We start from the raw sequence: 24,252 nt of genomic DNA on the forward strand, positions 1-24,252 counted from the left end.
AGCACACCTCTATGACCACACTCAAAGCCCCCGAGCTCCTGTTGCCTGCAGGTTCGCTCGACAAAATGCGAGCCGCTTATGACTTCGGCGCTGATGCCGTGTATGCCGGCCAACCCCGTTACAGCTTGCGCGCGCGCAACAACGAGTTCCGCTTGGAACAAATTGGTATCGGCATTGCCGAAGCCCATGCACGTGGCAAAAAATTCTTTTTGACCAGCAACTTGCTGCCGCACAACGACAAGGTGCGCACCTATATACGTGACATCGAACCCATCATCGCGATGAAGCCCGACGCCCTCATCATGGCCGACCCTGGCCTCATCATGATGGTGCGCGAAAAGTGGCCCGAGGTGGACATTCACCTCTCGGTACAAGCCAACACCGTCAACTGGGCGGCTGTGAAGTTTTGGCAAAACGTGGGCGTGAAGCGCATCATCTTGTCGCGCGAGCTTAGCTTTGATGAGATTGAAAAAATCCGCCAAGAGTGCCCTGACATGGAACTCGAAGTGTTCGTGCACGGCGCGTTGTGCATTGCCTACTCAGGGCGCTGCTTGCTGTCGGGCTATTTCAACCGCCGCGACCCCAACCAAGGCACTTGCACTAACGCCTGTCGCTGGGAGTACGGCACACAAGCCAGCGCCACCGACCCCAACACCGGCGAAGCCATGGCTGTTGCTATGCAAGGCGACTTTGACTTTGCCAAGTCACAGCAAGAAGCAGAGTCCAGCTTTTCTTCGTGCGGCAATGGTGAACGCCACCCCGCCGCCGACAACATTTACTTGCTCGAAGAAAAAGGCCGTCCCGGTCAGCTCATGCCCATCATGGAAGACGAGCACGGCACCTACATCATGAACAGCAAAGACTTGCGTGCTGTGGAATACGTGGAGCGCCTAACCAAAATCGGCGTGGACTCACTCAAGATTGAGGGCCGCACCAAGAGCTTGTACTACGTGAGCCGCACCGCACAGGTGTACCGCCGCGCGATTGACGATGCCGTGGCGGGCCGCCCGTTCAACCCCGAGCTCATCACCGAACTCGAAGGCTTGGCCAACCGCGGCTACACCGCAGGCTTGATGGACCGCCGCCCTGCCAACGACTACCAAAACTACGAAACCGGTCACTCCATCGCTCACCGCAGCCAGTTTGTGGGCGAGGTGCGTGCTGTGGCTGACGGCTGGGCTGAAATCGAAACCAAAAACAAATTCTCAGTCGGCGACACCATCGAAATCATTCACCCCAGCGGCAACCGCAAGGTGAAGCTTGAGCAGATGAAAGACAAAAACGGTGCGTCGATTGACGTGGCTGCAGGCAGCCCCACGCACGTGTGGATTCCTGTCGATGGTCCTGTTGAAGGTGGTTTGTTGGCTCGCATGTTCTAAGCCGCATCTGCTCAAAAACTAAACCCCGCAAGGCTCGCGAGCTTTGCGGGGTTTAGTTTTGTAACCCAAGCACCGAAGTGCTGGGTGAAGACGCAGGCAGCTTACGCTGTCACGCCCTTGGCAGTTTCAACGTACTCGTCGATCTGGTTGAAGTTCAAGTACTTGTAGATGGCTGCGCCGTCGCTGTTCACCACGCCCATTGCAGCGTGGTATTCGGCCACGGTTGGGAACTTACCCATCTTCGAGGTGATGGCAGCCAACTCGGCAGAAGCCAAGTACACGTTGGTGTTCTTACCCAAACGGTTGGGGAAGTTACGTGTGGAGGTAGACACCACAGTCGCGCCTTCACGCACTTGCGCTTGGTTACCCATGCACAACGAGCAGCCTGGCATTTCAGTGCGTGCGCCGGCTGTGCCGAATGCAGCGTAGTGACCTTCTTTGATCAGCTCGCTCTCGTCCATCTTCGTTGGAGGTGCCACCCACAACTTGACAGGGATGTCACGTTGGCCGCCGAGCAACTTGGCAGCTGCGCGGAAGTGACCGATGTTGGTCATGCAAGAACCGATGAAGGCTTCGTCGATGTGAGTGCCAGCAACTTCAGACAAGAACTTGGCGTCATCTGGGTCGTTCGGACAGCACACGATGGGCTCTTTGATGTCGGCCAAATCGATTTCGATGATGTGTGCGTACTCAGCATCTTTGTCGGCTTCGAGCAGAGTTGGCGCAGCCAACCATGCTTCAACCTTCTCAATGCGACGAGCCAAAGTGCGTGCGTCAGCGTAGCCATCAGCAATCATGTTCTTCATCAGAACCACGTTGGACTTGAGGTACTCAGCCACTGGCTCTTTGTTGAGTTTGATCGAGCAACCAGCAGCAGAACGCTCGGCAGACGCGTCAGACAATTCAAACGCTTGTTCCACTTTGAGGTTTGGTAAGCCTTCGATTTCCAAGATGCGACCAGAGAATTCGTTGATCTTGCCAGCCTTGGCAACAGTCAACAAACCTTGCTTGATCGCATACAAAGGAATGGCGTGTACCAAGTCGCGCAATGTCACGCCTGGTTGCATTTCGCCTTTGAAGCGAACCAAAATGGACTCAGGCATATCCAAAGGCATCACGCCTGTGGCCGCACCGAAAGCCACCAAGCCAGAACCAGCCGGGAAGCTGATACCGATGGGGAAACGTGTGTGAGAGTCACCACCAGTACCGACGGTGTCAGGCAACAACAAACGGTTCAACCAAGAGTGAATCACACCGTCGCCTGGACGCAAAGCCACGCCGCCACGGTTGCTGATGAACGCTGGCAATTCGCGGTGTGTTTTGACGTCCACTGACTTGGGGTAAGCCGCTGTGTGGCAGAACGATTGCATGACCATGTCAGCAGAGAAGCCCAAGCAGGCCAAGTCTTTCAACTCGTCGCGTGTCATCGGGCCTGTGGTGTCTTGTGAACCCACGGTCGTCATCTTGGGTTCGCAATATGTGCCGGGGCGAACGCCTTGGCCTTCTGGCAAACCAACCGCACGACCGACCATCTTCTGAGCCAATGTGAAACCGGCTTTGGTCGCGATAGGCGCTGTGGGCAAACGGAACAAGGTAGAGGCTGGCAAGTTCAAGAACTCGCGAGCCTTGGCAGTCAAGCTGCGACCGATGATCAAGTTGATACGGCCACCGGCGCGCACTTCGTCAAACAACACATCGCTCTTGAGTTTGAACTCAGTCACGGTAGCGCCGTTTTTCACGATCTTGCCGTCGTAGGGCAAGATGTCGATAACGTCACCCATTTCGAGTTGGGTCACGTCCACTTCGATAGGCAATGCGCCAGAGTCTTCTTGGGTATTGAAGAAGATGGGGGCAATTTTGCCGCCCAAAGTCACACCGCCGAAACGCTTGTTTGGCACGAATGGGATGTCTTGGCCTGTCGCCCAGATCACGCTGTTGGTGGCCGACTTACGGCTAGAACCTGTACCCACCACGTCGCCCACGTAGGCAACCAAATGGCCTTTTTTCTTCAGGTCTTCAACAAATTGCATAGGGCCGCGCTTGCCATCTTCTTCAGGCTTGAACGCTGCGCCTTCGCGGGTGTTTTTCAACATTGCCAAGTAGTGCAATGGAATGTCTGGACGGCTCCATGCGTCAGGCGCTGGAGACAAGTCGTCGGTGTTGGTCTCGCCGGGCACCTTGAACACGGTGACGGTGATTTTCTTTTCGACTTCAGGACGTGTGGTGAACCACTCGCCATCGGCCCAGCTTTGCATGACTTCTTTGGCTTTGGCGTTACCGGCCTTGGCTTTTTCAGCGACGTCGTTGAAGAAGTCAAACATCAACAATGTTTTCTTCAAAGCTTCAGCGGACACAGCGGCAACTTCAGCGTCGTCGAGCAATTCGATAAGGGGGTGCACGTTGTAGCCACCCACCATGGTGCCCAACAGCTCGGTGGCTTTGGACTTGGAGATCAAGCCAACCTTGACTTCACCGTGAGCCACAGCAGCCAAGAATGAAGCTTTGACTTTGGCAGCATCGTCCACACCTGGTGGCACGCGGTGCGTCAACAAGTCCATCAAAAACGCTTCTTCGCCTGCAGCGGGGGCTTTGATCAACTCGATCAATTCAGCCGTTTGCTTAGCGTCCAATGGCAAGGGAGGGATACCCAGCGCTGCGCGCTCGGCTACGTGTTCACGGTAGGCTTTCAACATGGTTTTCTCCGGTCTATCAAATCAAAAATTAAAAGGGTTATTTCTTGGCAAGGGTGGACGCATCCAGCAAGCTAGGCGGCGGGTCTAGCTTCATGCGATGTGCAACAACTGTTTGGTGATCGCTTTGGCACTCATCGGCCATACGCTGACCCAACTTGCTGTTCATCAACATCGACTTGTTGGGCAGCTGCAGCCACATTGCGCCAGCTTGCGCATCTTCTAATCGCACGGCGCCGGTGGTGGTTTCCACGGGCGTCATGTAGTACGTGTTTTTCTTCATCTGCACGATGAAGCGCGAGGCAAGTTGCGGGTCTGGCGTGACGGTGACCGAGTTACCCAACTCACACATCATGCGCCCCGTGTGGACCTCGCCCACTTCAGGCGTAGCCGTTTGCACTTGGGGGGCAGCAACAGGTGCAGCCGCCGCGGCAATCGGCAACGCAACCAAAGGCGTCGCTCTGACGTAATAGTATTTAGGCGCTGCTGGCTTAGCCTTGACTGCGGCTTGTTTCACTGCAGCGGGCTTGGCGGGTTGAGCTTTGACCGGCGATTTAACAGGCGCACTCGCTTGAGCCTTGGCAGGCTCTGCAGCCCAAGACGTGCTTGCCAAAGCAAAAGCCAACATTGCAATCATCTTGTGCATAGCCATCTCCTGTTAATCCTTGAAGAATAACTGGACTTCAGCTGGAAGGCTACAGCCCGTGCTGTGCGCGCGTTCCAACACTTGCCAAAAGAAGCGGTAACTCGCGCGGTCATGCAACTGACCTTTGTGGCTGATGGGCGCCCACTGAGCAGCACGCGCAGCCAACACAATTTCGCTGGCCACTTCAATGGCGGCGGCATCTGGGGCCATGGCCTCAAGAATGGGGCGAATTTGCGCGGGGTGAATGCTCCACATGCGGGTGTAGCCAAATTCGTGCGCAGCACGCTGGGCTGCAGCGCGCATGGCGGCGGTGTCGTTGAATTCGGTCACCACACAGTGCGAGGGCACTTTGCCGTGGGCATGGCAGGCACTGGCAATCTCCAGCTTGGCACGCACCACCAGCGGGTGGGTGAATTGACCTTGTGCCCCCATACCGTGTGCAGGAATCGCACCACCGTGAGCCGACACAAAGTCCATCAAACCAAAACTGAGCGACTGCACGCGCGGATGCGCGGCAATGTCAAACGCGCGGTGCACCGCAGCGGGAGACTCAATCAACCCATGCAAGGCCAAATTCTTGGCGCCCGCTTGAGCCAAGGCTTGTTCGGCCAGTTGCACATCGGCCACTGACTCAACCTTGGGCACCATGATGTGCGTCAAGCGGTGGGCAGCTTGTGCCCCAATGGTGGCCATGTCTGCTTGAAAACTGGGGTGATCCACGGGGTGCACACGCACAGCCACACGGGCTTCGGGTGCGGCACTCAATGCCAACTCGGTGACCAGCGCGGCATGCTCTGCCTCGCCGCCCACGGGGGCACCGTCTTCACAATCAAGGGTCACATCAAAGACGCAGGTTCCAAACTCTTGCGTCATTTCGGCTTGCAGCTGCAAGCTTTTGCGCATCCGCGCTTCGACACCGCTGTAGTGGTCACAAACGGGTAGCTGAACGCTACCTGCTTGCGAACCCAACAGAACGTCGCGCGGATGGCTCACTCTAGTTCTCTGTTGAGAATTAGATCAAGTGGGCAACGCCAGCTTGCTCGTCAGTCAACTCTTTCAGAGTCTTGTCGATGCAAGATTGGCTGAATGCGTCGATTTCCAAACCTTCGACCACTTTGTATTGGCCGTTTTCGCAGGTCACGGGGAAACCGAACATGACGTCTTTTGGAATGCCGTACCAGCCTTGTGATGGAATACCCATGGTCACCCACTTGCCGTTGGTACCCAGAGCCCAATCGCGCATGTGGTCGATGGCAGCGTTGGCAGCAGAAGCAGCAGAAGACAAACCGCGTGCATCAATGATGGCGGCGCCGCGCTTGCCAACGGTTGGCAAGAACACGTTGGCGTTCCACTCTTGGTCGTTGATCATGGTCTTGACAGACTCGCCCTTGATGGTGGCGAAGCGGTAGTCAGCGTACATCGTTGGAGAGTGGTTGCCCCACACGCACAATTTTTCGATGTCGGCCACTGCTTTGCCAGTCTTGGCAGCGATTTGAGACGCAGCACGGTTGTGGTCCAAACGCAGCATGGCAGTGAAGTTGCCTGGCTTGAGGTCAGGCGCTGCCTTCATGGCGATGTAAGCGTTGGTGTTGGCGGGGTTGCCGACCACCAAAACTTTCACGTCGCGAGAAGCCACAGCGTTCAAAGCCTTGCCTTGAGCCGTGAAGATCGCGCCGTTGATGGCGAGCAATTCAGCGCGCTCCATGCCTGGGCCACGTGGACGTGAACCGACCAACAAAGCGTAGTCGACGTCTTTGAATGCAGTCATTGGGTCGCCGTGGGCTTCCATTCCGACCAACAGAGGGAACGCGCAATCTTCGAGTTCCATCATCACGCCGCGCAGGGCTTTTTGTGGGCCTTCAACAGGCACTTCCAACAATTGCAAGATGACGGGTTGGTCTTTGCCCAACATTTCGCCAGAGGCGATACGGAACAACAGTGCGTAACCAATTTGACCAGCTGCACCAGTGACGGCAACGCGAACAGGCTTCTTGCTCATGGGGAAAACTCCAAGTAGTGATTAAAAAAAGATTATGGGCAGAGTTTACCCGCGAAATCGGGCAAACCGTCTGTCTTATGTCTTATAGAAGATATGATACGAGCTTGACAAAGAACTGACGCACACGCGCCAAACCAATAAAAAATGGCCACCAACTCCGCGCCCACTTTTGCAACCATCGCCAACCCGCCGTATACGGGCAGCGATGCTTTGGGTGCGCCTGGCCTCACCCCCGCCTTCAGCCCGCTGTATCAACAGATCAAGGGCTTGATCCTTCAAAGCCTTCAGTCTGGTGAGTGGAAGCCGGGCGAAGCCATCCCCAGTGAGATGGACCTAGCCGCCCGTTTTCGCGTCAGCCAAGGCACGGTGCGCAAAGCCATTGACGAACTGGCCGCCGAAAACTTGGTGGTGCGCCGCCAAGGTAAAGGCACATTTGTGGCGACACACGCCGAACAGCATGTGCAATACCGCTTCTTAAAGCTGCAGCCCGACAACGGCGACACCCAAAGCGAAGGCCCTGCCGAGCGCACCATCATCGACTGCAAGCGCCTGCGCGCCAGTGCCGACGTGGCCCGCGCGCTCAGCCTACGCAGCGGCGACCCCGTGCTGCAAGTGCGTCGCGTGCTGGCTTATGCGGGCGTCCCTACCATTTTGGAAGAGCTGTGGCTGCCTGGCGCGCCGTTCAAAGGATTGACCGCCGAACGCTTAAGTAATTACAGCGGACCGATGTATGCGTTGTTCGAAACCGAGTTTGGCGTGCGCATGGTGCGCGCCGATGAAAACATCCGCGCTGTCAACCCTGATGCCGAGCAAGCCGAACTGCTCAAGGTCGACGCAGCCACGCCGTTACTGAGCGTGGAGCGCGTGGCTTACACCTACAACGACACCCCCATGGAACTGCGCCGAGGACTCTATAGAACTGACACGCATCACTACCGTAATGCTTTGAGCTGACAGGCGTGAAACCCTCATGTCAGTTTGGTGAAGTGAAATAGAATTTAAAGTTGCTTTGACATACAGATAAACCCGAAGAAAGAGCCCACATGACCCAGCTTGCCAAAAAGCGGCCTGAGTTCCGCAACATCAACGCCTTGACCGACCTGCCTTCGTACCGCCTTCCAGCGGCTGGCATCGTATCGATCTTGCACCGCATCAGCGGTTTGATCATGTTTTTGTTGTTACCACTCCTCGTTTGGATGTTTGACACCTCTGTGTCATCAGAAATTTCCTTTGCTAAATTCAGCGCCGCGTTCAACGTCGGTCTGGGCTTTGTGCCTGCTGTGTTGGTCAAGGTTGTGGTGCTGGGCCTGATCTGGGCTTATTTGCATCACGCGATCGCAGGTGTGCGCCACGTCTACATGGACGTTTGCCACGCTGTGAGCAAAGAGTTCGGCAAGTCTTCAGCCATCGCCACTCTGGTCTTGAGCTTGAGCCTGACCGCCGCCTTGGGCGCCAAGCTGTTTGGCCTTTACTGATTTTCTAGGAGCTTCAACATGTCCGTGAATTACGGTTCCAAACGCGTCGTCGTGGGCGCGCACTACGGTCTACGCGACTGGCTCGCTCAGCGCGTCACCGCTGTCTTGATGGTTTTATTCACCTTGGCCGTCTTAGGCCAAGTGTTGTTGACCAGCGGCGACATCAGCTATGACAAATGGGCTGCCATTTTCAGTGGTCAGTTCATGAAGGCCTTGACCTTCTCAGTCTTCATCGCCTTGTCCCTGCACGTGTGGGTCGGCATGCGCGACATTTGGATGGACTACGTCAAACCCGTGGGTTTGCGTTTGGTTCTGCAAGTATTCACTTTGGTCTGGCTGGTGTCTTGCCTCGGCTGGGCCATTCAGGTTCTCTGGAGGCTCTAAGTCATGACAGTTAAAAGCTCTATCCCACGTCGTAAATTTGATGTGGTCATCGTCGGAGCCGGCGGCTCTGGCATGCGCGCATCGTTGCAACTTGCTCGCGCAGGTTTGAACGTGGCCGTGTTGTCCAAAGTGTTCCCCACACGTTCACACACCGTGGCTGCTCAAGGCGGCATTGGCGCGTCTTTGGGCAACATGAACGAAGACAACTGGCACTACCACTTCTATGACACCGTCAAAGGCTCCGACTGGCTCGGCGACCAAGACGCGATTGAATACATGTGCCGTGAAGCCCCCAAAGTCGTTTACGACTTGGAACACATGGGCATGCCTTTCGACCGCAACCCAGACGGCACCATTTACCAACGCCCCTTCGGCGGCCACACCGCCAACTACGGCGAAAAGGCTGTGGAGCGCGCTTGTGCTGCGGCTGACCGTACCGGTCACGCCATGTTGCACACGCTGTACCAACAAAACGTCAAAGCCAAAACCAGCTTCTTCGTGGAGTGGATGGCCCTCGACCTGATCCGCGATGACGCGGGTGACGTGGTTGGCGTGACCGCCCTCGAGATGGAAACTGGCGAGCTCTACATCATGGAAGCCAAAACCGTGATGTTGGCCACCGGTGGTGCAGGCCGCATTTTTGCTGCTTCGACTAACGCGTTCATCAACACCGGCGACGGTTTGGGCATGGCCGCACGCGCTGGCATCCCACTCGAAGACATGGAATTCTGGCAATTCCACCCCACCGGCGTGGCCGGTGCTGGTGTGTTGTTGACTGAAGGCTGCCGTGGCGAAGGCGCTATCTTGCGTAACTGCAATGGCGAGCGCTTCATGGAGCGTTATGCCCCCGCCTACAAAGATTTGGCCCCGCGCGACTATGTGTCACGCTGTATGGACCAAGAGATCAAAGAAGGTCGCGGCTGCGGTCCAAACAAGGACTACATCAACCTCGACATGACCCACTTGGGTGCTGACACCATCATGAAGCGTTTGCCTTCGGTGTTCGAAATTGGCCACAACTTTGCCAACGTCGACATCACCAAAGAGCCAATCCCAGTGATCCCCACCATCCATTACCAAATGGGCGGCATCCCCACCAACATCAACGGCCAAGTTGTGACGCAAAACGCCAACAACGAAAGCGTTGTGGTGAATGGTTTGTACGCTGTGGGTGAATGCTCTTGCGTGTCAGTGCACGGCGCTAACCGCTTGGGCACCAACTCCTTGCTCGACTTGTTGGTGTTCGGCCGCGCAGCTGGTAACCACATTGTTGAATTCAACCAAAAGAACAAAGAGCACAAGCCTCTGCCAGCCAACGCGGCTGACGTGACCTTGGCTCGTTTGGCTCGTTTGGAAGCCAACCAAACTGGCGAATATGCACAAGACGTGGCCAACGACATCCGCGACGCCATGCAGTCACACGCCAGCGTGTTCCGCACACAGGCGTTGATGGACGAAGGCGTGAAGCAAATCGCAGCCCTGCGCGAGCGCGTAAACAACATTGGTTTGAAAGACAACTCCAAAGTTTTCAACACCGCACGCATCGAAGCCTTGGAAGTTGAAAACTTGATCGAAGCCGCACAAGCCACGATGGTTTCTGCTGCTGCTCGTCACGAAAGCCGCGGCGCTCACACAGTCAACGACTACGGCGACACGCCCGAGCATCCAAACGGCCGTAACGACCAAGACTGGCACAAGCACACCCTGTGGCACAAAGAAGGCAACAAGCTGACTTACAAGCCCGTGCAAATGAAGCCTTTGACTGTCGACAGCATCCCGCTGCAGACCCGTACTTTCTGATCAGGTAAACACCATGACAAAACGCACGTTCCAAATCTATCGCTACGACCCAGACACCGACGCCAAGCCATACATGCAGACCATCGAGGTCGAATTGGATGGCAATGAGCGCATGCTCTTGGATGCTTTGATGAAGCTCAAAGCCGTCGACCCCACCATTTCGTTCCGTCGCTCATGCCGTGAAGGCGTGTGCGGTTCAGACGCAATGAATATCAACGGCAAAAACGGCTTGGCCTGCTTGACCAACATGCGCACCCTCCCCGGCGTGATCGTGTTGAAGCCTCTGCCAGGTCTGCCTGTCATCCGCGACTTGATCGTGGATATGACTCAGTTCTTCAAGCAATACCACTCCATCAAGCCTTACTTGGTCAACGACACACAGGTGCCTGACAAAGAGCGCCTGCAGTCGCCCGAAGAGCGTGACGAGTTGAACGGTTTGTACGAGTGCATCTTGTGCGCCAGCTGCTCCACCAGCTGTCCCTCGTTCTGGTGGAACCCCGACAAGTTCGTGGGCCCCGCTGGTTTGTTGCAAGCTTATCGCTTCATTGCCGATAGCCGCGACCAAGACACCGCTGGTCGTTTGGACAACTTGGAAGACCCCTACCGTCTGTTCCGTTGCCACACCATCATGAACTGCGTCGACGTGTGCCCCAAGGGTTTGAACCCCACCAAGGCCATCGGCAAGATCAAAGAATTGATGGTGCGTCGCGCCGTCTAAGGCACGACCACATCACACGGAGCACCAACATGGACGTGGACGCACTATTTCGCGACACCTCTGTGGGTGATCCGACGCTGGATGGTTTAGACGGCAAGCAAGCGCTTGGCGAACGGGCCCTCAGCAAATTGCACTGGCGTAGCCGGCGCGGCCTGCTCGAAAACGATTTGTTCATCAAAAAGTTCTTTGAGCGGCATGAATCTCGCTTAACCGTGGGTCATGCCAGAGGCATGTATGAGTTGATGGACTTGTCTGACAACGATTTGCTCGACATCTTTTTGAAACGCAAAGACTTGCCAGAAAAGCCCCTGACAGAAGAAGCACTTGAAGTGCTGAGTATGTTGAGAGACTGAACCGAACACCGCTTTAAAAAGACATTTAGGAATCACCATGAAACTTGCAGATAACAAAGCCACTCTGTCGTTCAGCAACGGCAGCCCCAGCATCGACATGCCCGTCTACAGCGGCAGCGTGGGTCCAGACGTGATCGACATCCGTAAGTTGTACGGCCAAACTGGCATGTTCACGTATGACCCAGGCTTCTTGTCGACTGCGTCTTGCCAATCGGCCATCACGTACATCGATGGCGACAAAGGTGAGTTGCTGTACCGCGGCTACCCCATCGAACAACTCGCCACCAACTGCGACTACCTCGAAACTTGCTACTTGTTGCTGAAGGGCGAACTGCCCAACGCCGCACAAAAAGCTGAGTTCGAGCACACCGTGACCAACCACACCATGGTCAACGAGCAAATGCAATTCTTCTTGCGTGGCTTCCGCCGTGATGCACACCCGATGGCTGTGTTGACTGGCTTGGTCGGCGCTTTGTCTGCGTTCTATCACGACAGCACTGACATCAACAACCCAGAGCACCGCGAAATCGCTGCGATCCGTTTGATCGCAAAGATGCCAACTTTGGTTGCTATGGCCTACAAATACGGCGTGGGCCAGCCTTACATGTACCCACAGAACAACCTGAGCTACGCAGGTAACTTCTTGCGCATGATGTTCGGTACACCTTGCGAAGAATACGTGGTCAACCCCGTGCTCGAGCGCGCCATGGACCGCATCTTCACTTTGCACGCAGACCACGAGCAAAACGCTTCTACATCGACTGTGCGTTTGTGCGGTTCTTCAGGCACCAACCCATTCGCAGCCATCGCTGCTGGTGTGGCTTGCTTGTGGGGCCCAGCACACGGCGGCGCCAACGAAGCTTGCTTGAACATGCTGGAAGACATCCAGAAAATGGGCGGCATTTCTAAAGTCGGCGAGTTCATGGAACTGGTCAAAGACAAAAACTCTGGCGTCAAGCTCATGGGCTTCGGTCACCGCGTTTACAAAAACTATGACCCTCGCGCCAAGTTGATGCAAGAAACTTGCGACGAAGTGTTGAAAGAACTCGGCCTCGAGAACGACCCCTTGTTCAAGTTGGCCAAGGCCTTGGAAAAGATCGCTTTGGAAGACGAATACTTCGTCAGCCGCAAGCTCTACCCCAACGTCGACTTCTACTCTGGCATCGTGCAACGCGCCATCGGCATTCCAGTGAACTTGTTCACCGGCATCTTCGCCTTGGCACGCACTGTGGGCTGGATTGCTCAGTTGAACGAAATGATCAGCGACCCCGAGTACAAAATCGGCCGTCCACGTCAGTTGTTCACTGGCGATGCACACCGCAACGTTGAAGCATTGGCCAAGCGCAAGTAATTGCACCCAGCCTCGTCGCGACTCGTGCGCGACAGCAAAAAGCCCTGCACTGCAGGGCTTTTTTGTTTTTGAGGCGTTCACACATCAGTGCAGTGGTAGGCTCTGCCGCTATGAGTTCTGTACCGTTTTTAAATACGCCCGAGGCCCTGCGCCAACTGGCCGCCAAACCCCATACACCCTGCCAATGCAGCCTGCAACATTGCGCAGGCTGGGAGAGCGTGAGCGAAGCCGTGTGGCCAGCGCAGCACATGACCCTCGTGGCCACCCTGCGCGACCCCGATGTGTATGAACCCACGTTTGAAGAACAGCACCCAAACGGCACGCGCTATGAATCAGCCGATGCGCCTGTGGCCTTGAAGTTTTTCCCGTACAACCGCTGCGATGTGCACGCCTGCGGCAAATGCCAGCAACACGCACTGCGTTACACCGAGTTTGGTGGCTACTACGTGGATCCACGCGCACGCCGCTTGAACGCTGAGTTGATTACAGACTAAGTCAGGCGCTTCGCCAGCGAGTGCTCGCAGTCTTCCCACGGCAACACGTGGCAGCCGCAATGCGGCACCTCTACGGCGGGTTTAGAGGCCACGGGTGGCTTTGTCTTCACCACCGCAGCCTTGGCGCTTGCTTTAGGGCTTGTACCTGTTGTAGCCCCTGTGTCTTGGGCTGCATCTAGGTTTGGAATCCACTGCATGAACGGTGTCAGGTCATCCACGTCCACGATGAACCAGCACTTTTTGGCTGCGTCCCAACGCGCACCTAGCGCCTTGGCCGCATCCTTCTCGGCAAATGGGGTGACAAGGTTAATTCGCATCACACACCGCTGGCGTTTAGCCCAGAGCCATCTCACCGCCTAGGGCTTCAAACAAGTCTGGGATCAGCTTGCTCAACTCACCCGTGGCAATGGCCACATCGGCATCAAAGCCTTCGTCTTTTTCGGTGGAGGTGGCTTCAAACACCACATCCAAGAACGTGACTTTTTTCAGCTGCATCGCCTCGGTCAGCGAGAACGACACACGGCCCTCCCATGTCAGCGCCAAACGCGTGGGCAGCTTGCCGCCTTCGACGTGTTGCTTCACCTCGTCGGTATCGAGCGGGTGGCGCACGTAGCGCACGACTGACTTCGATTCATCAGCGGCCTTCAACTCACATTCGCGGTCCACGCTAAATGCAGCGGGCGACTCTTGCGTGATCAGCCACGAAGCCATCGCCGACTGAGGCGACATTTGTGTGTTGATCAAAGTCAGGCTCAAACCCGCGAATGATTTGATGAGCATCGTCACCACCTCGTCCGCTTTGGCTTGACTGCCCGCGTCCATCACCATCAAATTGGTAGCGGGATCAATCCACACAAGGATCGACGATTCTTTGCTGAAGGCCATGGGCATCAAAGACATCTTCACGTCTTCTTTGATTTCCTTCATTTCCTTCTTGCCAGGCTTGCGGCCTTCAGTGGCTTCAATCACCGCGCTACGCTCTTTGGCTTTGCGTGTGACGATAGAGCCGGGAACACCTTTGGTCTCGATCTTGAGCTTCAAAATGCGCTGGCCACTCACCGCCTCCACCAGCGGGCCATGTGCTTCGCCACGAGGCTCGACCCAGCCAATCGCTTTTTCTTGGCTTGCGCCGCAAGGCACAAAACGCTCGGCGTCTAACGCCTGTTCGATTTGCTCAAGGCTTGGGCTCCAGCCCTCACCGATTCGATACATCATCACATTTTTGAACACGGGTTGCCTTTATGTTTTCTGCAACTGCAGAAATAAAAAAACCAACTGCAATGAGTTGGTTTTTTAAAATTTGGCGGAAGCGGTGAGATTCGAACTCACGGAGGGCTCACACCCTCGCCGGTTTTCAAGACCGGTGCATTCAACCGCTCTGCCACGCTTCCTTGTTGAATTTCAGGCGAGATTGTAATGGCAGTTTGACCTGTTTTTCGGGTTCAGGCCTCTGGCAAAAACAAAGATTGCAAATCGCTCAAGAAATCAAAGCCGCGCTCGGTGGGCACCACGCGCTGAAAGTCGCGCGTGATGAAGCCTTTGGCTTCAGCCTCTGCAAGTGCAGCCTGAATGGCGGTCACGGGCAGGCCCGTGCGGTCGGTGAAGTCGGCCAACGAAAAACCGTGGCGCAGGCGCAGGGCGTTGAGCATGAATTCAAACGGCAGCTCGGCACGCGCCACCTCGGTGCTTTGGGCTACGGCCCGGTCTGCGCGGCTGGTGTCTAGCGCGTGGTCCATGAACAGGCGCGGGTCGCGGTTGCGCACTTGGCGCAGCACGCGGTGGGCAAAGCTGAGCTTGCTGTGTGCGCCAGCGCCAATGCCTAGGTAGTCGCCAAACTGCCAGTAGTTGGTGTTGTGCCAGCAGCGGTGGTTGTCTTTGGCGTAGGCCGATACTTCGTAGCGGTGCAGGCCCACAGCGGCGGTGCGCTCGGTGATGCGGTCGAGCATGGCGTAGGCGTCGTCGTCTTCCGGCACTTGGGGCGGAAATTTGGCAAACACGGTGTTGGGCTCGATCGTCAGGTGGTACACCGACAGATGCGGGGGCGCGAGCGACAAGGCCATGTCAAGGTCTTCGTCCAACTGCGCCAGCGTTTGGCCAGGCAAGGCGTACATCAGGTCGAGGTTGAAGGTGTCAAAGGCTTCACGCGCTTCTTCTACAGCGGCAATGGCTTGGGCGCGGTTGTGTACGCGGCCCAAGGCTTGCAAGTGTTGGTCGTTGAAGCTTTGCACGCCCACCGACAAGCGGGTCACGCCTGCAGCGCGGAAGGCGCGGAAGCGGTCTTTTTCAAACGTGCCTGGGTTGGCCTCTAGCGTGATTTCGCAATCGGCCTCAAGGCGCAAGCGCGCGCGCATGTCGCTGATGAGGCGCTCAATCGCAGCCGGCGAAAACAAGCTGGGCGTGCCGCCCCCAATGAAGATGCTGTGCACAGTGCGGCCCCAGATGAGAGGCAGGCTGTGTTCTAGGTCGGCGCACAAGGCATCAAGGTAGCGCTGCTCGGGCAGCTCGCCACCCACGCTGCTAGTGAGCTCGTGCGAGTTGAAGTCGCAGTATGGGCACTTCTTCAAGCACCACGGCAAATGCACATACAGCGAGAGCGGCGGCAAGCTGCTGAGGGACAGCGTACCGGGGCGCATGAGGTGTTGGATATCTTGGATCATTGACAGTGTTTCAAGCGAAGGTCAAACGAACCAGCGCTCACGCATGAGCGCCAACATTTGCTGCGCGGCTTGGCCACGGTGGCTGTTGGCGTTTTTCACTTCGATGGGCAGCTCGGCAAAGGTTTTGCCAAAGCGCGGGATGAACATGATGGGGTCAAAGCCAAAGCCGTTGCTACCCACAGGCGCACGGGTAATTTCACCCACCGCACGGCCCACGGCAATCAGTGGCTCGGGGTCATCCGGATGGCGCACGGCCACCAAGGTGCTGACCAAAGCGGCGCGGCGGTTGTCGATGCTGGCCATTTGCTCTAGCAAGGCGCGCACGTTGTTGTCGTCGCTTTTCTCGTAACCAAACTGGGTGGCGTAGAAGGCGGTTTGCACGCCAGGCAGGCCGCCGAAAGCATCGACACACAGGCCCGCATCGTCGGCCACGGCGGGCAAGCCGCTTTCACGCGCGGCGTGGCGGGCTTTGGCCAAGGCGTTTTCTACAAAGGTGTGAAACGGCTCTTCGGCTTCGCCAATCTGCAAATCGCCTTGGCGCACCAGCTCGACGCCCAACGGCGCAAACATGGCTTGCAACTCGGCGAGTTTGCCTTTGTTGTTAGAGGCCAGAACGATTCGTTTCATGAGCTGCGTCATGGTTTAAGAAGCCAGAGCCTCTTGCTGCATGGCGATGAGTTCACGCACGCCTTTTTCAGCCAAGGCCAGCAAGGCGTTCATTTGGTCGCGGGTGAAAGGCAATCCTTCAGCAGTGCCCTGCACTTCGACATAGTGGCCAGCGCAGGTCATGACCACGTTCATATCGGTGTCACAGCCTGAGTCTTCGGTGTATTCCAAATCGAGCAAGGGCAAGTCACCCAACATGCCCACGGAAATAGCGGCAATGCCTTGAGTGATGGGGCTCTCAGAAATCTTGCCTGCGGCGATCAGCTTGTTAACCGCGTCTTGAGCGGCCACAAACGCGCCGGTGATGCTGGCCGTGCGTGTGCCGCCGTCGGCTTGCAACACGTCGCAGTCCAAATGGATGGTGCGTTCGCCAAGTTTCTTGAGGTCAACCACAGCGCGCATGGAGCGGCCAATGAGGCGCTGAATTTCTTGGGTGCGGCCCGACTGCTTGCCGCGTGCGGCTTCGCGGTCGCTGCGGGTGTGGGTTGCGCGGGGCAGCATGCCGTATTCGGCGGTGACCCAGCCTTCGCCCGAACCTTTTTTGTGGCCAGGCACTTTTTCTTCCACCGACGCGGTGCACAGCACTTTGGTGTGGCCAAACTCAATCAGCACCGAGCCTTCGGCGTGCATGGTGTAGTGGCGTGTGATGCGCACGGGGCGCAATTGGTCGGCAGCACGGGTGTGGCGAGAGGCGGGCAAGGTGGTGGTCATTTTTTAATGCTTCTAGCGGTTCAGTAAAAGACTAATTGTCGACCAATCCGAATACCCCACCCCTGCGTCAAAAAACTGAAACGGAGAGCCTGAGATAATCTAGTCTTTGATACGAAACGCCACCCCATGCCAATTTACAGCATGACCGGTTATGCCAGCGCGCAAACCGAGCTACCTTCAGACACCGCCAACAGCCCAGCCCTGCGCTTGGGGCTAGAGATTCGCTCGGTCAACAGCCGCTTTCTAGACCTGACGTTCAAGATGCCCGAAGAGCTGCGCCAGCACGAAGCAGCCATGCGCGAACTGGTGACCAAACACCTCAAGCGCGGCAAAGTGGAAGTGCGCGCCAACATTGAAAGCACGGCCGACACCAGCTTTGCCGAGCCCACCCCTGCCCTGCTGCAACGCCTACTGGGCTTACAAGAGCTAGTGCACGCTCACTTGCCAAAGGCCAACGGCCTGTCGGTGGCCGATGTGTTGCGCTTGGCCACGGCCCAATCTGCCGCGCCCGCCGACATTGGCCCTGCGGTGCTGAAGCTGGCCCAAACCACCCTGACCCAGCTGAGCGATGCCCGCGAACGTGAAGGCGCACGACTGGCCCAAACCCTGCGCGAGCGCATTGGCCAACTGCGCGTGCTGGCCACACAGGCCGCACCGCTGGTGCCCCAGCTGGTGGAACAACAACGCTTGCGCTTTTTAGAGCGTTGGCGCGAAGCCATGGCCTTGACCGAAGGCACGGCCCTGCCCGAAGCCGCACAAGACCGCGCGTTGACCGAAGCCACATCGTTTGCCATTCGCATTGACGTGGCCGAAGAGCTGACCCGCTTGGTGTCGCACTTTGACGAGATGGACGACTTGCTGGCCAAAGGCGGCAAGGCCGAAGGTGTGGGCAAGCGTTTGGACTTCCTCATTCAAGAGCTGCACCGCGAGGCCAACACCTTGGGCTCGAAGTCGGCCACCATGGAAATGACCCGTATTTCGGTGGACATGAAAGTGTTGATCGAACAACTCCGCGAACAAGTACAGAACATCGAATAATGGACAACTTCCCCGGCAACCTCATTGTGGTCGCGGCCCCCAGCGGGGCTGGCAAATCGAGCCTCGTCAAAGCCTTGATGGAGCTAGACGCCAAAGTGCGCCCTTCCGTGTCGCACACCACGCGCCAGCCACGTGGCCAAGAAAAGCATGGCCGCGAATACTTCTTTGTGTCTCCGCCCGAATTCGACCAAATGGTGGAAGGCAATGCGTTTTTGGAATGGGCCAATGTGCACGGCCAGCGCTACGGCACGTCGCGCAAAGCCATTGAAGACCGCATTGCCCAAGGCGCAGACGTGATTTTGGAGATCGACTTCCAAGGCGCAATTCAAGTCAAAAAGCTGTTTACCAACGCGGTGCTCATCTTCATCTTGCCGCCCAGCTGGGAAGAACTGAAGTCTCGCCTGCACAACCGTGGCGAAGACGCCCCCGACATCATTGACCTGCGCCTGCAAAACGCGGCCGACGAGATGGCACAGGCCAAAGAATTTGACTACGTTATAATCAATGAATTGTTTGAGACGGCACTGTTCGACCTGAAAGCGATCGTTCATGCACAGCGCCTCAAATACCTGGCACAGCGCCGGGCTCGGGCTGATATCTTTCAAGCCCTGAACATCACCTGAATTCTGGAGTATCCACATGGCCCGCATCACTGTTGAAGATTGCCTCGAGCAAATCCCTAACCGCTTTCAATTGGTTCTGTGCGCCACTTACCGCGCTCGTATGCTGAGCCAAGGCCACACTGCCAAGGTCGAAAGCAAGAACAAGCCAGGCGTGACCGCCTTGCGCGAAATTGCTGCTGGCCAAATTGGCATCGAAATGCTCAAAAAAGTACCCGGCTAAATCGGGGTTACCCCAAGTGAAAAGCACCGCTCTTGCGGTGCTTTTTTCATTGCGGGTAAAGTCAGCCACATGAGCGTTACCCAATCCACGTTAAAGCCCCCTGCTTCCTTGTCTGGAAGCGCGGCTGCAGCCAATGCGGCAGCGGCCAGCTTTGCTGCGTTGACTGAAAAACTGAGCTACCTCAATGCTGAAGGCTTAGACATGGTGCGCCGCGCTTACCGCTATGCCGACGAAGCCCATCTGGGCCAACTGCGCAACAGCGGCGAACCTTACATCACTCACCCCATTGCCGTGGCTGCGCAATGCGCAGATTGGAAACTCGATGCCCAAGCCCTGTCGGCCGCGCTGCTGCACGACGCGATGGAAGACTGCGGCATCACCAAAACCGACTTGATCGAGCGCTTTGGCATTCAAGTGGCCGATTTGGTGGATGGCCTGACTAAGCTCGACAAGCTGGAGTTCAACACCCGCGAAGAGAACCAAGCTGAATCATTCCGCAAGATGCTGTTGGCCATGGCGCGTGATGTGCGCGTCATCCTCATCAAGCTGGCTGACCGCAGCCACAACATGCGCACCATGGGAGATATGCCTCGTGCCAAGTGGGGCCGCATCTCGAACGAAACGCTGGAAATTTACGCGCCTATCGCCCATCGGTTGGGCCTGAACCAAACCTACCGCGAACTGCAAGAACTGGCGTTTCAACACCTGTGGCCATGGCGCCATAAAGTGCTGAGCAAAGCCATTCAAAAAGCCCGCCACCGCCGCCGCGATTTGATGGAAAAAGTGGCGCAAGAAGTCGACGCCGCTTTTATCAAAGCAGGTCTCAAGGTGCACATCTCGGGCCGCGAAAAAACGCTGTATTCGATTTACAAAAAAATGGACGGTAAGCACCTTAGCTTTGCGCAAGTGACCGACATTTACGGCTTCCGCTTGGTGCTGCCCGATGTGATTGACTGCTACACAGCCCTAGGCGTGTTGCACCAGATGTACAAGCCCGTACCTGGCAAGTTCAAAGACCACATTGCCATTGCCAAGCTCAACGGCTACCAATCGTTGCACACCACCATCGTCGGGCCATCTGGCTTGAACGTGGAGTTTCAAATGCGCACCGAGGCCATGCACTTGGTGGCCGAAACCGGCGTGGCTGCACACTGGCTCTACAAAGACAAAGGCTCCAACTCCGAAGCCAATGCCAACTTGGGCAACAAGTGGCTGCAGTCGTTGCTGGACATCCAAGACGAAACACGCGACGCTACCGAGTTTTGGGACCACGTCAAAGTCGACCTGTTCCCCGATGCGGTGTATGTGTTCACGCCGAAAAGTAAGATCATGGCGATGCCGCGCGGCGCAACCATCGTCGACTTCGCTTATGCCGTGCACAGCGATGTGGGCGACCGCACCATGGCTGGAAAAATCAATGGCGAGCAAGTACCACTGCGCACAGAGCTGCGCAATGGCGACATTGTGGAAGTGGTCACCTCTGCGGTGGCTTCGCCTAATCCGGCATGGTTGGGTTTTGTGCGTACGGGCCGTGCACGTTCAAAAATTCGCCACCACCTCAAGAGCATGGCTCACTCAGAGTCGGAAGGTTTGGGGAAAAAACTATTGGCCCAAGCGTTGCGGGCTGAAGGTATTGAAGCGTTGCCAGCACAAGACGAACAACATGCGCAAACTTGGGAAAAACTGTTGCACTTCACAGGCAGCAAAACAAAGGCAGAGTTGTTAACCGACATCGGCCTGGGCAAACGCGTGGCGAGCATCGTGGCCAAACGCTTGGCGACCTTGTTGTCAGACATGGGCCACAAGCCCGATGCTCTGCTGTTGAGCCGCGAGCGCTTTACCGCGCACGAAAACGTGTCGCAAGGCGGCGTGACGGTCGACGGCAGCGAAAACGCTTCGGTGCAATACGCCACCTGCTGCCGCCCGGTGCCAGGCGATGCCATCGTGGGCTATCTGGGCCGCGGCGAAGGCTTGGTGGTGCACACTGACCAATGCGGCGTGGCACAACGCTTGAAATACAAAGACAGTGAACGCTTCATCTCTGTGGAATGGGCCGAAGAACCGACACGCGCATTTGAAGTGGCTGTGGTGGTGACGGTCAGCAACGGCAAAGGCGTGCTAGCCCGAGTGGCATCGGCCATCACCAGCGCAGAAGCAGACATCAGCCACGTGTTAATGGCCGATGAGGTCAGCGGTCAAGAAGCCACCGACTTGCGCTTTCTCTTCACGGTGCGCGACAAGGCGCATTTGGAAACGGTGCTGGGTAATTTACGCCGCGTGCCGTCTGTGTTGCAAGCGCAACGCGTGGTATCCGGCGTGGGGCGAGAGGCGTAGCCGACCTATCGCCTTGGCCTAAGTCTTTTCAACCGCAGGTGCGGGATAGCGCACCTCGACCACTTCCACCTCTTGCACGCCCACGGGCGTGACCAACTTCACCACATCGCCTTCGCGCGCTTTGAGCAAAGCACGTGCAATGGGCGACACCCACGTGACCTGGCCTTTCAGGCTATCGGCCTCGTCAATGCCCATGATGGTGACAGTGCGCTCGACATTGGCTTCGTCGACATAGGTAACGGTGCAACCAAAAAACACTTGATCCCTGCCGTGGTGCGCGCTGGGGTCGGTGACCTCGGCAATTTCTAGGCGTTTGGTCAGAAAGCGAATGCGTCGGTCAATCTCACGCAAACGCTTTTTGCCATACAGGTAGTCGCCGTTTTCGGATCGATCGCCATTGCTGGCGGCCCAATGCACGATGTCAACAATGCGTGGGCGTTCGTTGTCAATCAACTCAAACAATTCATCACGAAGCGTGGCATAACCAAGTGGCGTGATGTAATTTTTACTGCCCGCGGGCAAGTGTGGCAAGGTGAGGTCGTCGTCCTCGCCATCGGTCTCACGCGTGAAGGCTTTGCTCATTGCCGCTCAATGAATGGCTCAGTGCCAGCCAATGACTTGATAGCCGCGTTCAGCCAAACATTGCTGAACGAACTGGCGGTACAAGCCACTTCCTCCCACCGACTGGCCCGCGGCCGTAGCAGCAGCGCCACCTGCACCAATGGCTACAGCGCCAGCAGCAATATTTTTCAGATCTGGTTTGTGGCCACTGAGCAGTGAGCCCACAACACCTGCCGTACCCACACCTGCAGCACCTGCGGCGGCAGAACGTCCAGCATCGACCTTGTTAACAGCTGTTACCTGAGATTGCTGTGCAAGCTCAGCGCAATACTGAGCATCCGCATTGGCTTGAGCTGGGCCCATGCGTTGGTAATGCGCATTGGGATAAAACGCGGGTTTTGCCACAGGCGTGGCACAACCGATCAACAAAACAGCTGCGATTGCCGTCAAAAAAATAGCGAGATGATTTTTCATAAGAGAAATTTTAGGCAAGTAGATGAATCAACGGGGCAAAAGAAAAAGGGTTTACATCCGAAGATGTAAACCCTTGTTCAATTTGGTGCGGCTGGCAGGAATCGAACCCACGACCCCTTGGTTCGTAGCCAACACACTTTGCATTTCTGGCAGTCCAGAGAAGTTTTTTTGAAAAAGGCTTTTCTGAATTTTACCAATGAAATCAATGAGTTATTCGCAAATTTGATTCAACGAGATGTTTCTACATAGACTTTAATCCAGCACGAAACGGCAACCGAACGGCAACCACGTGCTTAACTTCGATGGAGAAACAGCGATGGCATCAATCACGGACAAAGGCATGCAAGCCAAACCAACGGGCAAAGACCAATGGCTCAATAGCCCGTTTAAGCGAGGAGCTGGCGTATTTGTGGGAAGAATCACACCTAACGGTGAACGTCTTCTTTACTTTCGTTACACAAACACCTTAGGCAAACGCCAACCTTTCCCAATCGGCCCGTATCACCCAAAGGGAATCAAGGGGATTACCCTGGCTGATGCCTATGCCAAAGCCTGTGAACTCTCTGAGTTGTATCGCAACGGCATCAAGGATTTACACAAGCACTTTGAGCTAGAACGCGAAAAGGAAAAAGCGGACGAAGCTCAACGCATCCTCTCCGAAAAGAGAGCAGTGGAGGCTGAGGCCTTAGACAAACTCCGACGAATTTCTGTCCGCAAGCTTTATGAACGCTGGGCCAGCGTGGAACTAAAACCACAGGTTCGTGCTGATGGCCGTCGCATCGGCAGAAAAGATGGAGGCAAATACACACTTGAGCAATTCGAACGGCGCTTATTTCCGATGCTGGGCAATGTCGACATAAATGCCATTCGAAAATCTGATTTGGTTGCCATCTTGGACAAAGTGAAATCAGAAGGCAAACGAAGGACATGCAACATGCTGTTAGCAGACATGAAACAAATGTTTCGGTTTGCACACACACGGGAACTGATTGCTTCTAATCCACTTGATGCGGTCTCGAAAAAAGAAGCAGGTGGCTCGGATGTCGAACGAAACCGAACACTAAGCACAGAGGAATTGGTGACACTGCGAACGAAACTCGAAAATGCAAACCTCTCCAAACTGAATCGCCCCGTGTTTGAACTGACCCCCAAGAGTTGGACAAACTTAAAGGGGGTGACATGAGGAAGTACGAAACCGAGTTCAAGCTCAAGGTGGTCAAGAGCTTTTTGAATGGGGACGGCGGAGCGAAGTTGCTGGCCCGGCAGTGGTCAGTGCCTGAGGAGAAGATCCGTACTTGGGTAAGCCACTACCGTCTGCACGGCATTGACGGGCTACGACCCAAGCGCAGCAAGTACAGTGCGCAGTTCAAGTTGCAGGTACTGTCTCATCAGGACCGTGAGCAGCTTTCTTGCCGGCAGGTTGCGGCGGTCTATGACATCCGCAATCCCAACCAAGTCGTGACCTGGCGACGTAAACTTGATGAAGGCGGCGTGCAGGCCTTCGGGACCTGGGAACAAGAGCACTCCAGTATGAAGAATGAACAACGAAGCCCAGTGCCGCCAAGCACGGCCATCACAGATTCGGCGCAGGCCTTACGCGAAGAGAACGAGCGACTACGCGCGGAGGTGGCGTACTTAAAAAAATTGCAAGCCTTGATTCGGTTCAAGATATCAGCTGC

26 protein-coding genes and 1 tRNA gene are annotated in these 24,252 nt (G+C 56.1%); 15 read left to right on the forward strand and 12 right to left on the reverse strand.

Going from position 1 to position 24,252, the window contains the following annotated elements; genetic code table 11:
* Positions 1–11: 11 nt before the first annotated feature.
* Complete coding sequence (yegQ, locus tag C5F52_RS24715) at positions 12–1,379, forward strand: tRNA 5-hydroxyuridine modification protein YegQ (protein ID WP_104801028.1); 1,368 nt, start codon at positions 12–14, stop codon at positions 1,377–1,379.
* 101 nt (positions 1,380–1,480) lie between these two features.
* On the opposite strand, the gene acnB is transcribed toward yegQ, so the two are convergent.
* From acnB to C5F52_RS24735, 4 genes are read right to left on the reverse strand one after another with little or no spacing between them, the layout of a single operon-like run.
* Positions 1,481–4,072 carry a bifunctional aconitate hydratase 2/2-methylisocitrate dehydratase gene (gene acnB / locus C5F52_RS24720; protein ID WP_104801029.1) on the reverse strand — a complete coding sequence of 864 codons (2,592 nt, stop codon included), beginning with the start codon at positions 4,070–4,072 and terminating at the stop codon, positions 1,481–1,483.
* 37 nt (positions 4,073–4,109) lie between these two features.
* Complete coding sequence (locus C5F52_RS24725; RefSeq protein ID WP_236658001.1) at positions 4,110–4,715, reverse strand: hypothetical protein; 606 nt, start codon at positions 4,713–4,715, stop codon at positions 4,110–4,112.
* A 12-nt stretch (positions 4,716–4,727) separates the two neighbouring features.
* Positions 4,728–5,708: a CoA ester lyase gene (locus tag C5F52_RS24730; protein WP_104801031.1), complete on the reverse strand. Its 981-nt coding sequence runs from the start codon at positions 5,706–5,708 to the stop codon at positions 4,728–4,730.
* Between the two features lie 19 nt (positions 5,709–5,727).
* Positions 5,728–6,714 (reverse strand): malate dehydrogenase, encoded by a 987-nt coding sequence (locus C5F52_RS24735; protein ID WP_104801032.1) that lies wholly within the window; start codon positions 6,712–6,714, stop codon positions 5,728–5,730.
* Between the two features lie 144 nt (positions 6,715–6,858).
* On the opposite strand from C5F52_RS24735, the gene C5F52_RS24740 reads away from it, so the two are divergent.
* The 8 genes from C5F52_RS24740 (at position 6,859) to C5F52_RS24775 (ending at position 13,289) form a co-directional block, all read left to right on the forward strand.
* Positions 6,859–7,668, forward strand: a complete 810-nt coding sequence (locus C5F52_RS24740; RefSeq protein ID WP_104801033.1) for a GntR family transcriptional regulator — start codon at positions 6,859–6,861, stop codon at positions 7,666–7,668.
* An 89-nt stretch (positions 7,669–7,757) separates the two neighbouring features.
* A complete protein-coding gene (gene sdhC, locus C5F52_RS24745) occupies positions 7,758–8,189 on the forward strand; it encodes a succinate dehydrogenase, cytochrome b556 subunit (RefSeq protein ID WP_104801034.1) in 432 nt (143 codons plus the stop codon).
* A gap of 18 nt (positions 8,190–8,207) precedes the next feature.
* Positions 8,208–8,573, forward strand: a complete 366-nt coding sequence (sdhD, locus tag C5F52_RS24750) for a succinate dehydrogenase, hydrophobic membrane anchor protein (protein WP_104801035.1) — start codon at positions 8,208–8,210, stop codon at positions 8,571–8,573.
* Between the two features lie 3 nt (positions 8,574–8,576).
* Entirely contained in the window at positions 8,577–10,373 is a 1,797-nt protein-coding gene (gene sdhA, locus C5F52_RS24755) for a succinate dehydrogenase flavoprotein subunit (RefSeq protein ID WP_104801036.1), read from the forward strand.
* Between the two features lie 13 nt (positions 10,374–10,386).
* Positions 10,387–11,091 carry a succinate dehydrogenase iron-sulfur subunit gene (locus tag C5F52_RS24760; RefSeq protein WP_104801037.1) on the forward strand — a complete coding sequence of 235 codons (705 nt, stop codon included), beginning with the start codon at positions 10,387–10,389 and terminating at the stop codon, positions 11,089–11,091.
* A 29-nt stretch (positions 11,092–11,120) separates the two neighbouring features.
* On the forward strand, positions 11,121–11,444 hold the full coding sequence (locus C5F52_RS24765; protein WP_104801038.1) for a succinate dehydrogenase assembly factor 2: 324 nt from the start codon (positions 11,121–11,123) through the stop codon (positions 11,442–11,444).
* A 37-nt stretch (positions 11,445–11,481) separates the two neighbouring features.
* Positions 11,482–12,795: a citrate synthase gene (locus C5F52_RS24770; protein WP_104801039.1), complete on the forward strand. Its 1,314-nt coding sequence runs from the start codon at positions 11,482–11,484 to the stop codon at positions 12,793–12,795.
* Between the two features lie 110 nt (positions 12,796–12,905).
* Complete coding sequence (locus tag C5F52_RS24775) at positions 12,906–13,289, forward strand: hypothetical protein (protein ID WP_236658002.1); 384 nt, start codon at positions 12,906–12,908, stop codon at positions 13,287–13,289.
* Here the strand turns inward: C5F52_RS24775 and C5F52_RS24780 are convergent.
* From C5F52_RS24780 to rph, 6 genes are all read right to left on the reverse strand, one after another.
* Positions 13,286–13,606 carry a DUF5710 domain-containing protein gene (locus C5F52_RS24780; protein WP_104801040.1) on the reverse strand — a complete coding sequence of 107 codons (321 nt, stop codon included), beginning with the start codon at positions 13,604–13,606 and terminating at the stop codon, positions 13,286–13,288. The two genes, C5F52_RS24775 and C5F52_RS24780, sit on opposite strands and share 4 nt — an antisense overlap.
* A 16-nt stretch (positions 13,607–13,622) precedes the next feature.
* Positions 13,623–14,519 carry a recombination-associated protein RdgC gene (locus C5F52_RS24785; RefSeq protein ID WP_104801041.1) on the reverse strand — a complete coding sequence of 299 codons (897 nt, stop codon included), beginning with the start codon at positions 14,517–14,519 and terminating at the stop codon, positions 13,623–13,625.
* Positions 14,520–14,590: 71 nt separating this feature from the next.
* Positions 14,591–14,680 (reverse strand) — tRNA-Ser (locus C5F52_RS24790).
* 51 nt (positions 14,681–14,731) lie between these two features.
* A complete protein-coding gene (gene hemW, locus C5F52_RS24795) occupies positions 14,732–15,946 on the reverse strand; it encodes a radical SAM family heme chaperone HemW (RefSeq protein ID WP_104801042.1) in 1,215 nt (404 codons plus the stop codon).
* Positions 15,947–15,967: 21 nt separating this feature from the next.
* The gene (gene rdgB / locus C5F52_RS24800) at positions 15,968–16,573 is read right to left on the reverse strand and encodes an RdgB/HAM1 family non-canonical purine NTP pyrophosphatase (protein WP_104801061.1); all 606 of its coding nucleotides are present in this window, start codon (positions 16,571–16,573) and stop codon (positions 15,968–15,970) included.
* 15 nt (positions 16,574–16,588) lie between these two features.
* Positions 16,589–17,323, reverse strand: coding sequence for a ribonuclease PH (gene rph / locus C5F52_RS24805; protein ID WP_104801043.1), 735 nt, complete (start codon positions 17,321–17,323; stop codon positions 16,589–16,591).
* Between the two features lie 126 nt (positions 17,324–17,449).
* Here rph and C5F52_RS24810 point away from each other — a divergent pair, with 126 nt between their 5' ends.
* The 4 genes from C5F52_RS24810 (at position 17,450) to C5F52_RS24825 (ending at position 21,538) form a co-directional block, all read left to right on the forward strand.
* On the forward strand, positions 17,450–18,361 hold the full coding sequence (locus C5F52_RS24810) for a YicC/YloC family endoribonuclease (protein WP_104801044.1): 912 nt from the start codon (positions 17,450–17,452) through the stop codon (positions 18,359–18,361).
* On the forward strand, positions 18,361–18,984 hold the full coding sequence (gene gmk, locus C5F52_RS24815; protein ID WP_104801045.1) for a guanylate kinase: 624 nt from the start codon (positions 18,361–18,363) through the stop codon (positions 18,982–18,984). Before C5F52_RS24810 ends, gmk begins: the two co-directional genes overlap by 1 nt.
* Before the next feature lie 16 nt (positions 18,985–19,000).
* On the forward strand, positions 19,001–19,204 hold the full coding sequence (gene rpoZ / locus C5F52_RS24820; protein WP_104801046.1) for a DNA-directed RNA polymerase subunit omega: 204 nt from the start codon (positions 19,001–19,003) through the stop codon (positions 19,202–19,204).
* 69 nt (positions 19,205–19,273) lie between these two features.
* Positions 19,274–21,538, forward strand: coding sequence for a bifunctional (p)ppGpp synthetase/guanosine-3',5'-bis(diphosphate) 3'-pyrophosphohydrolase (locus C5F52_RS24825; RefSeq protein ID WP_104801047.1), 2,265 nt, complete (start codon positions 19,274–19,276; stop codon positions 21,536–21,538).
* 18 nt (positions 21,539–21,556) lie between these two features.
* Here C5F52_RS24825 and greB read toward each other — a convergent pair whose 3' ends face one another.
* On the reverse strand, positions 21,557–22,120 hold the full coding sequence (gene greB, locus C5F52_RS24830) for a transcription elongation factor GreB (RefSeq protein ID WP_104801048.1): 564 nt from the start codon (positions 22,118–22,120) through the stop codon (positions 21,557–21,559).
* A gap of 18 nt (positions 22,121–22,138) precedes the next feature.
* Positions 22,139–22,573, reverse strand: a complete 435-nt coding sequence (locus C5F52_RS24835) for a glycine zipper family protein (protein ID WP_104801049.1) — start codon at positions 22,571–22,573, stop codon at positions 22,139–22,141.
* A gap of 316 nt (positions 22,574–22,889) precedes the next feature.
* Between C5F52_RS24835 and C5F52_RS24840 the strand changes: the two genes are divergently transcribed.
* On the forward strand, positions 22,890–23,756 hold the full coding sequence (locus tag C5F52_RS24840) for an Arm DNA-binding domain-containing protein (RefSeq protein ID WP_146100155.1): 867 nt from the start codon (positions 22,890–22,892) through the stop codon (positions 23,754–23,756).
* A partial coding sequence (locus C5F52_RS24845) for a transposase (protein WP_146100156.1) occupies positions 23,753–24,252 on the forward strand: 500 nt, incomplete at its 3' end. The genes C5F52_RS24840 and C5F52_RS24845, both read left to right, overlap by 4 nt.

The organism is Limnohabitans sp. TS-CS-82 (genome assembly GCF_002943475.1).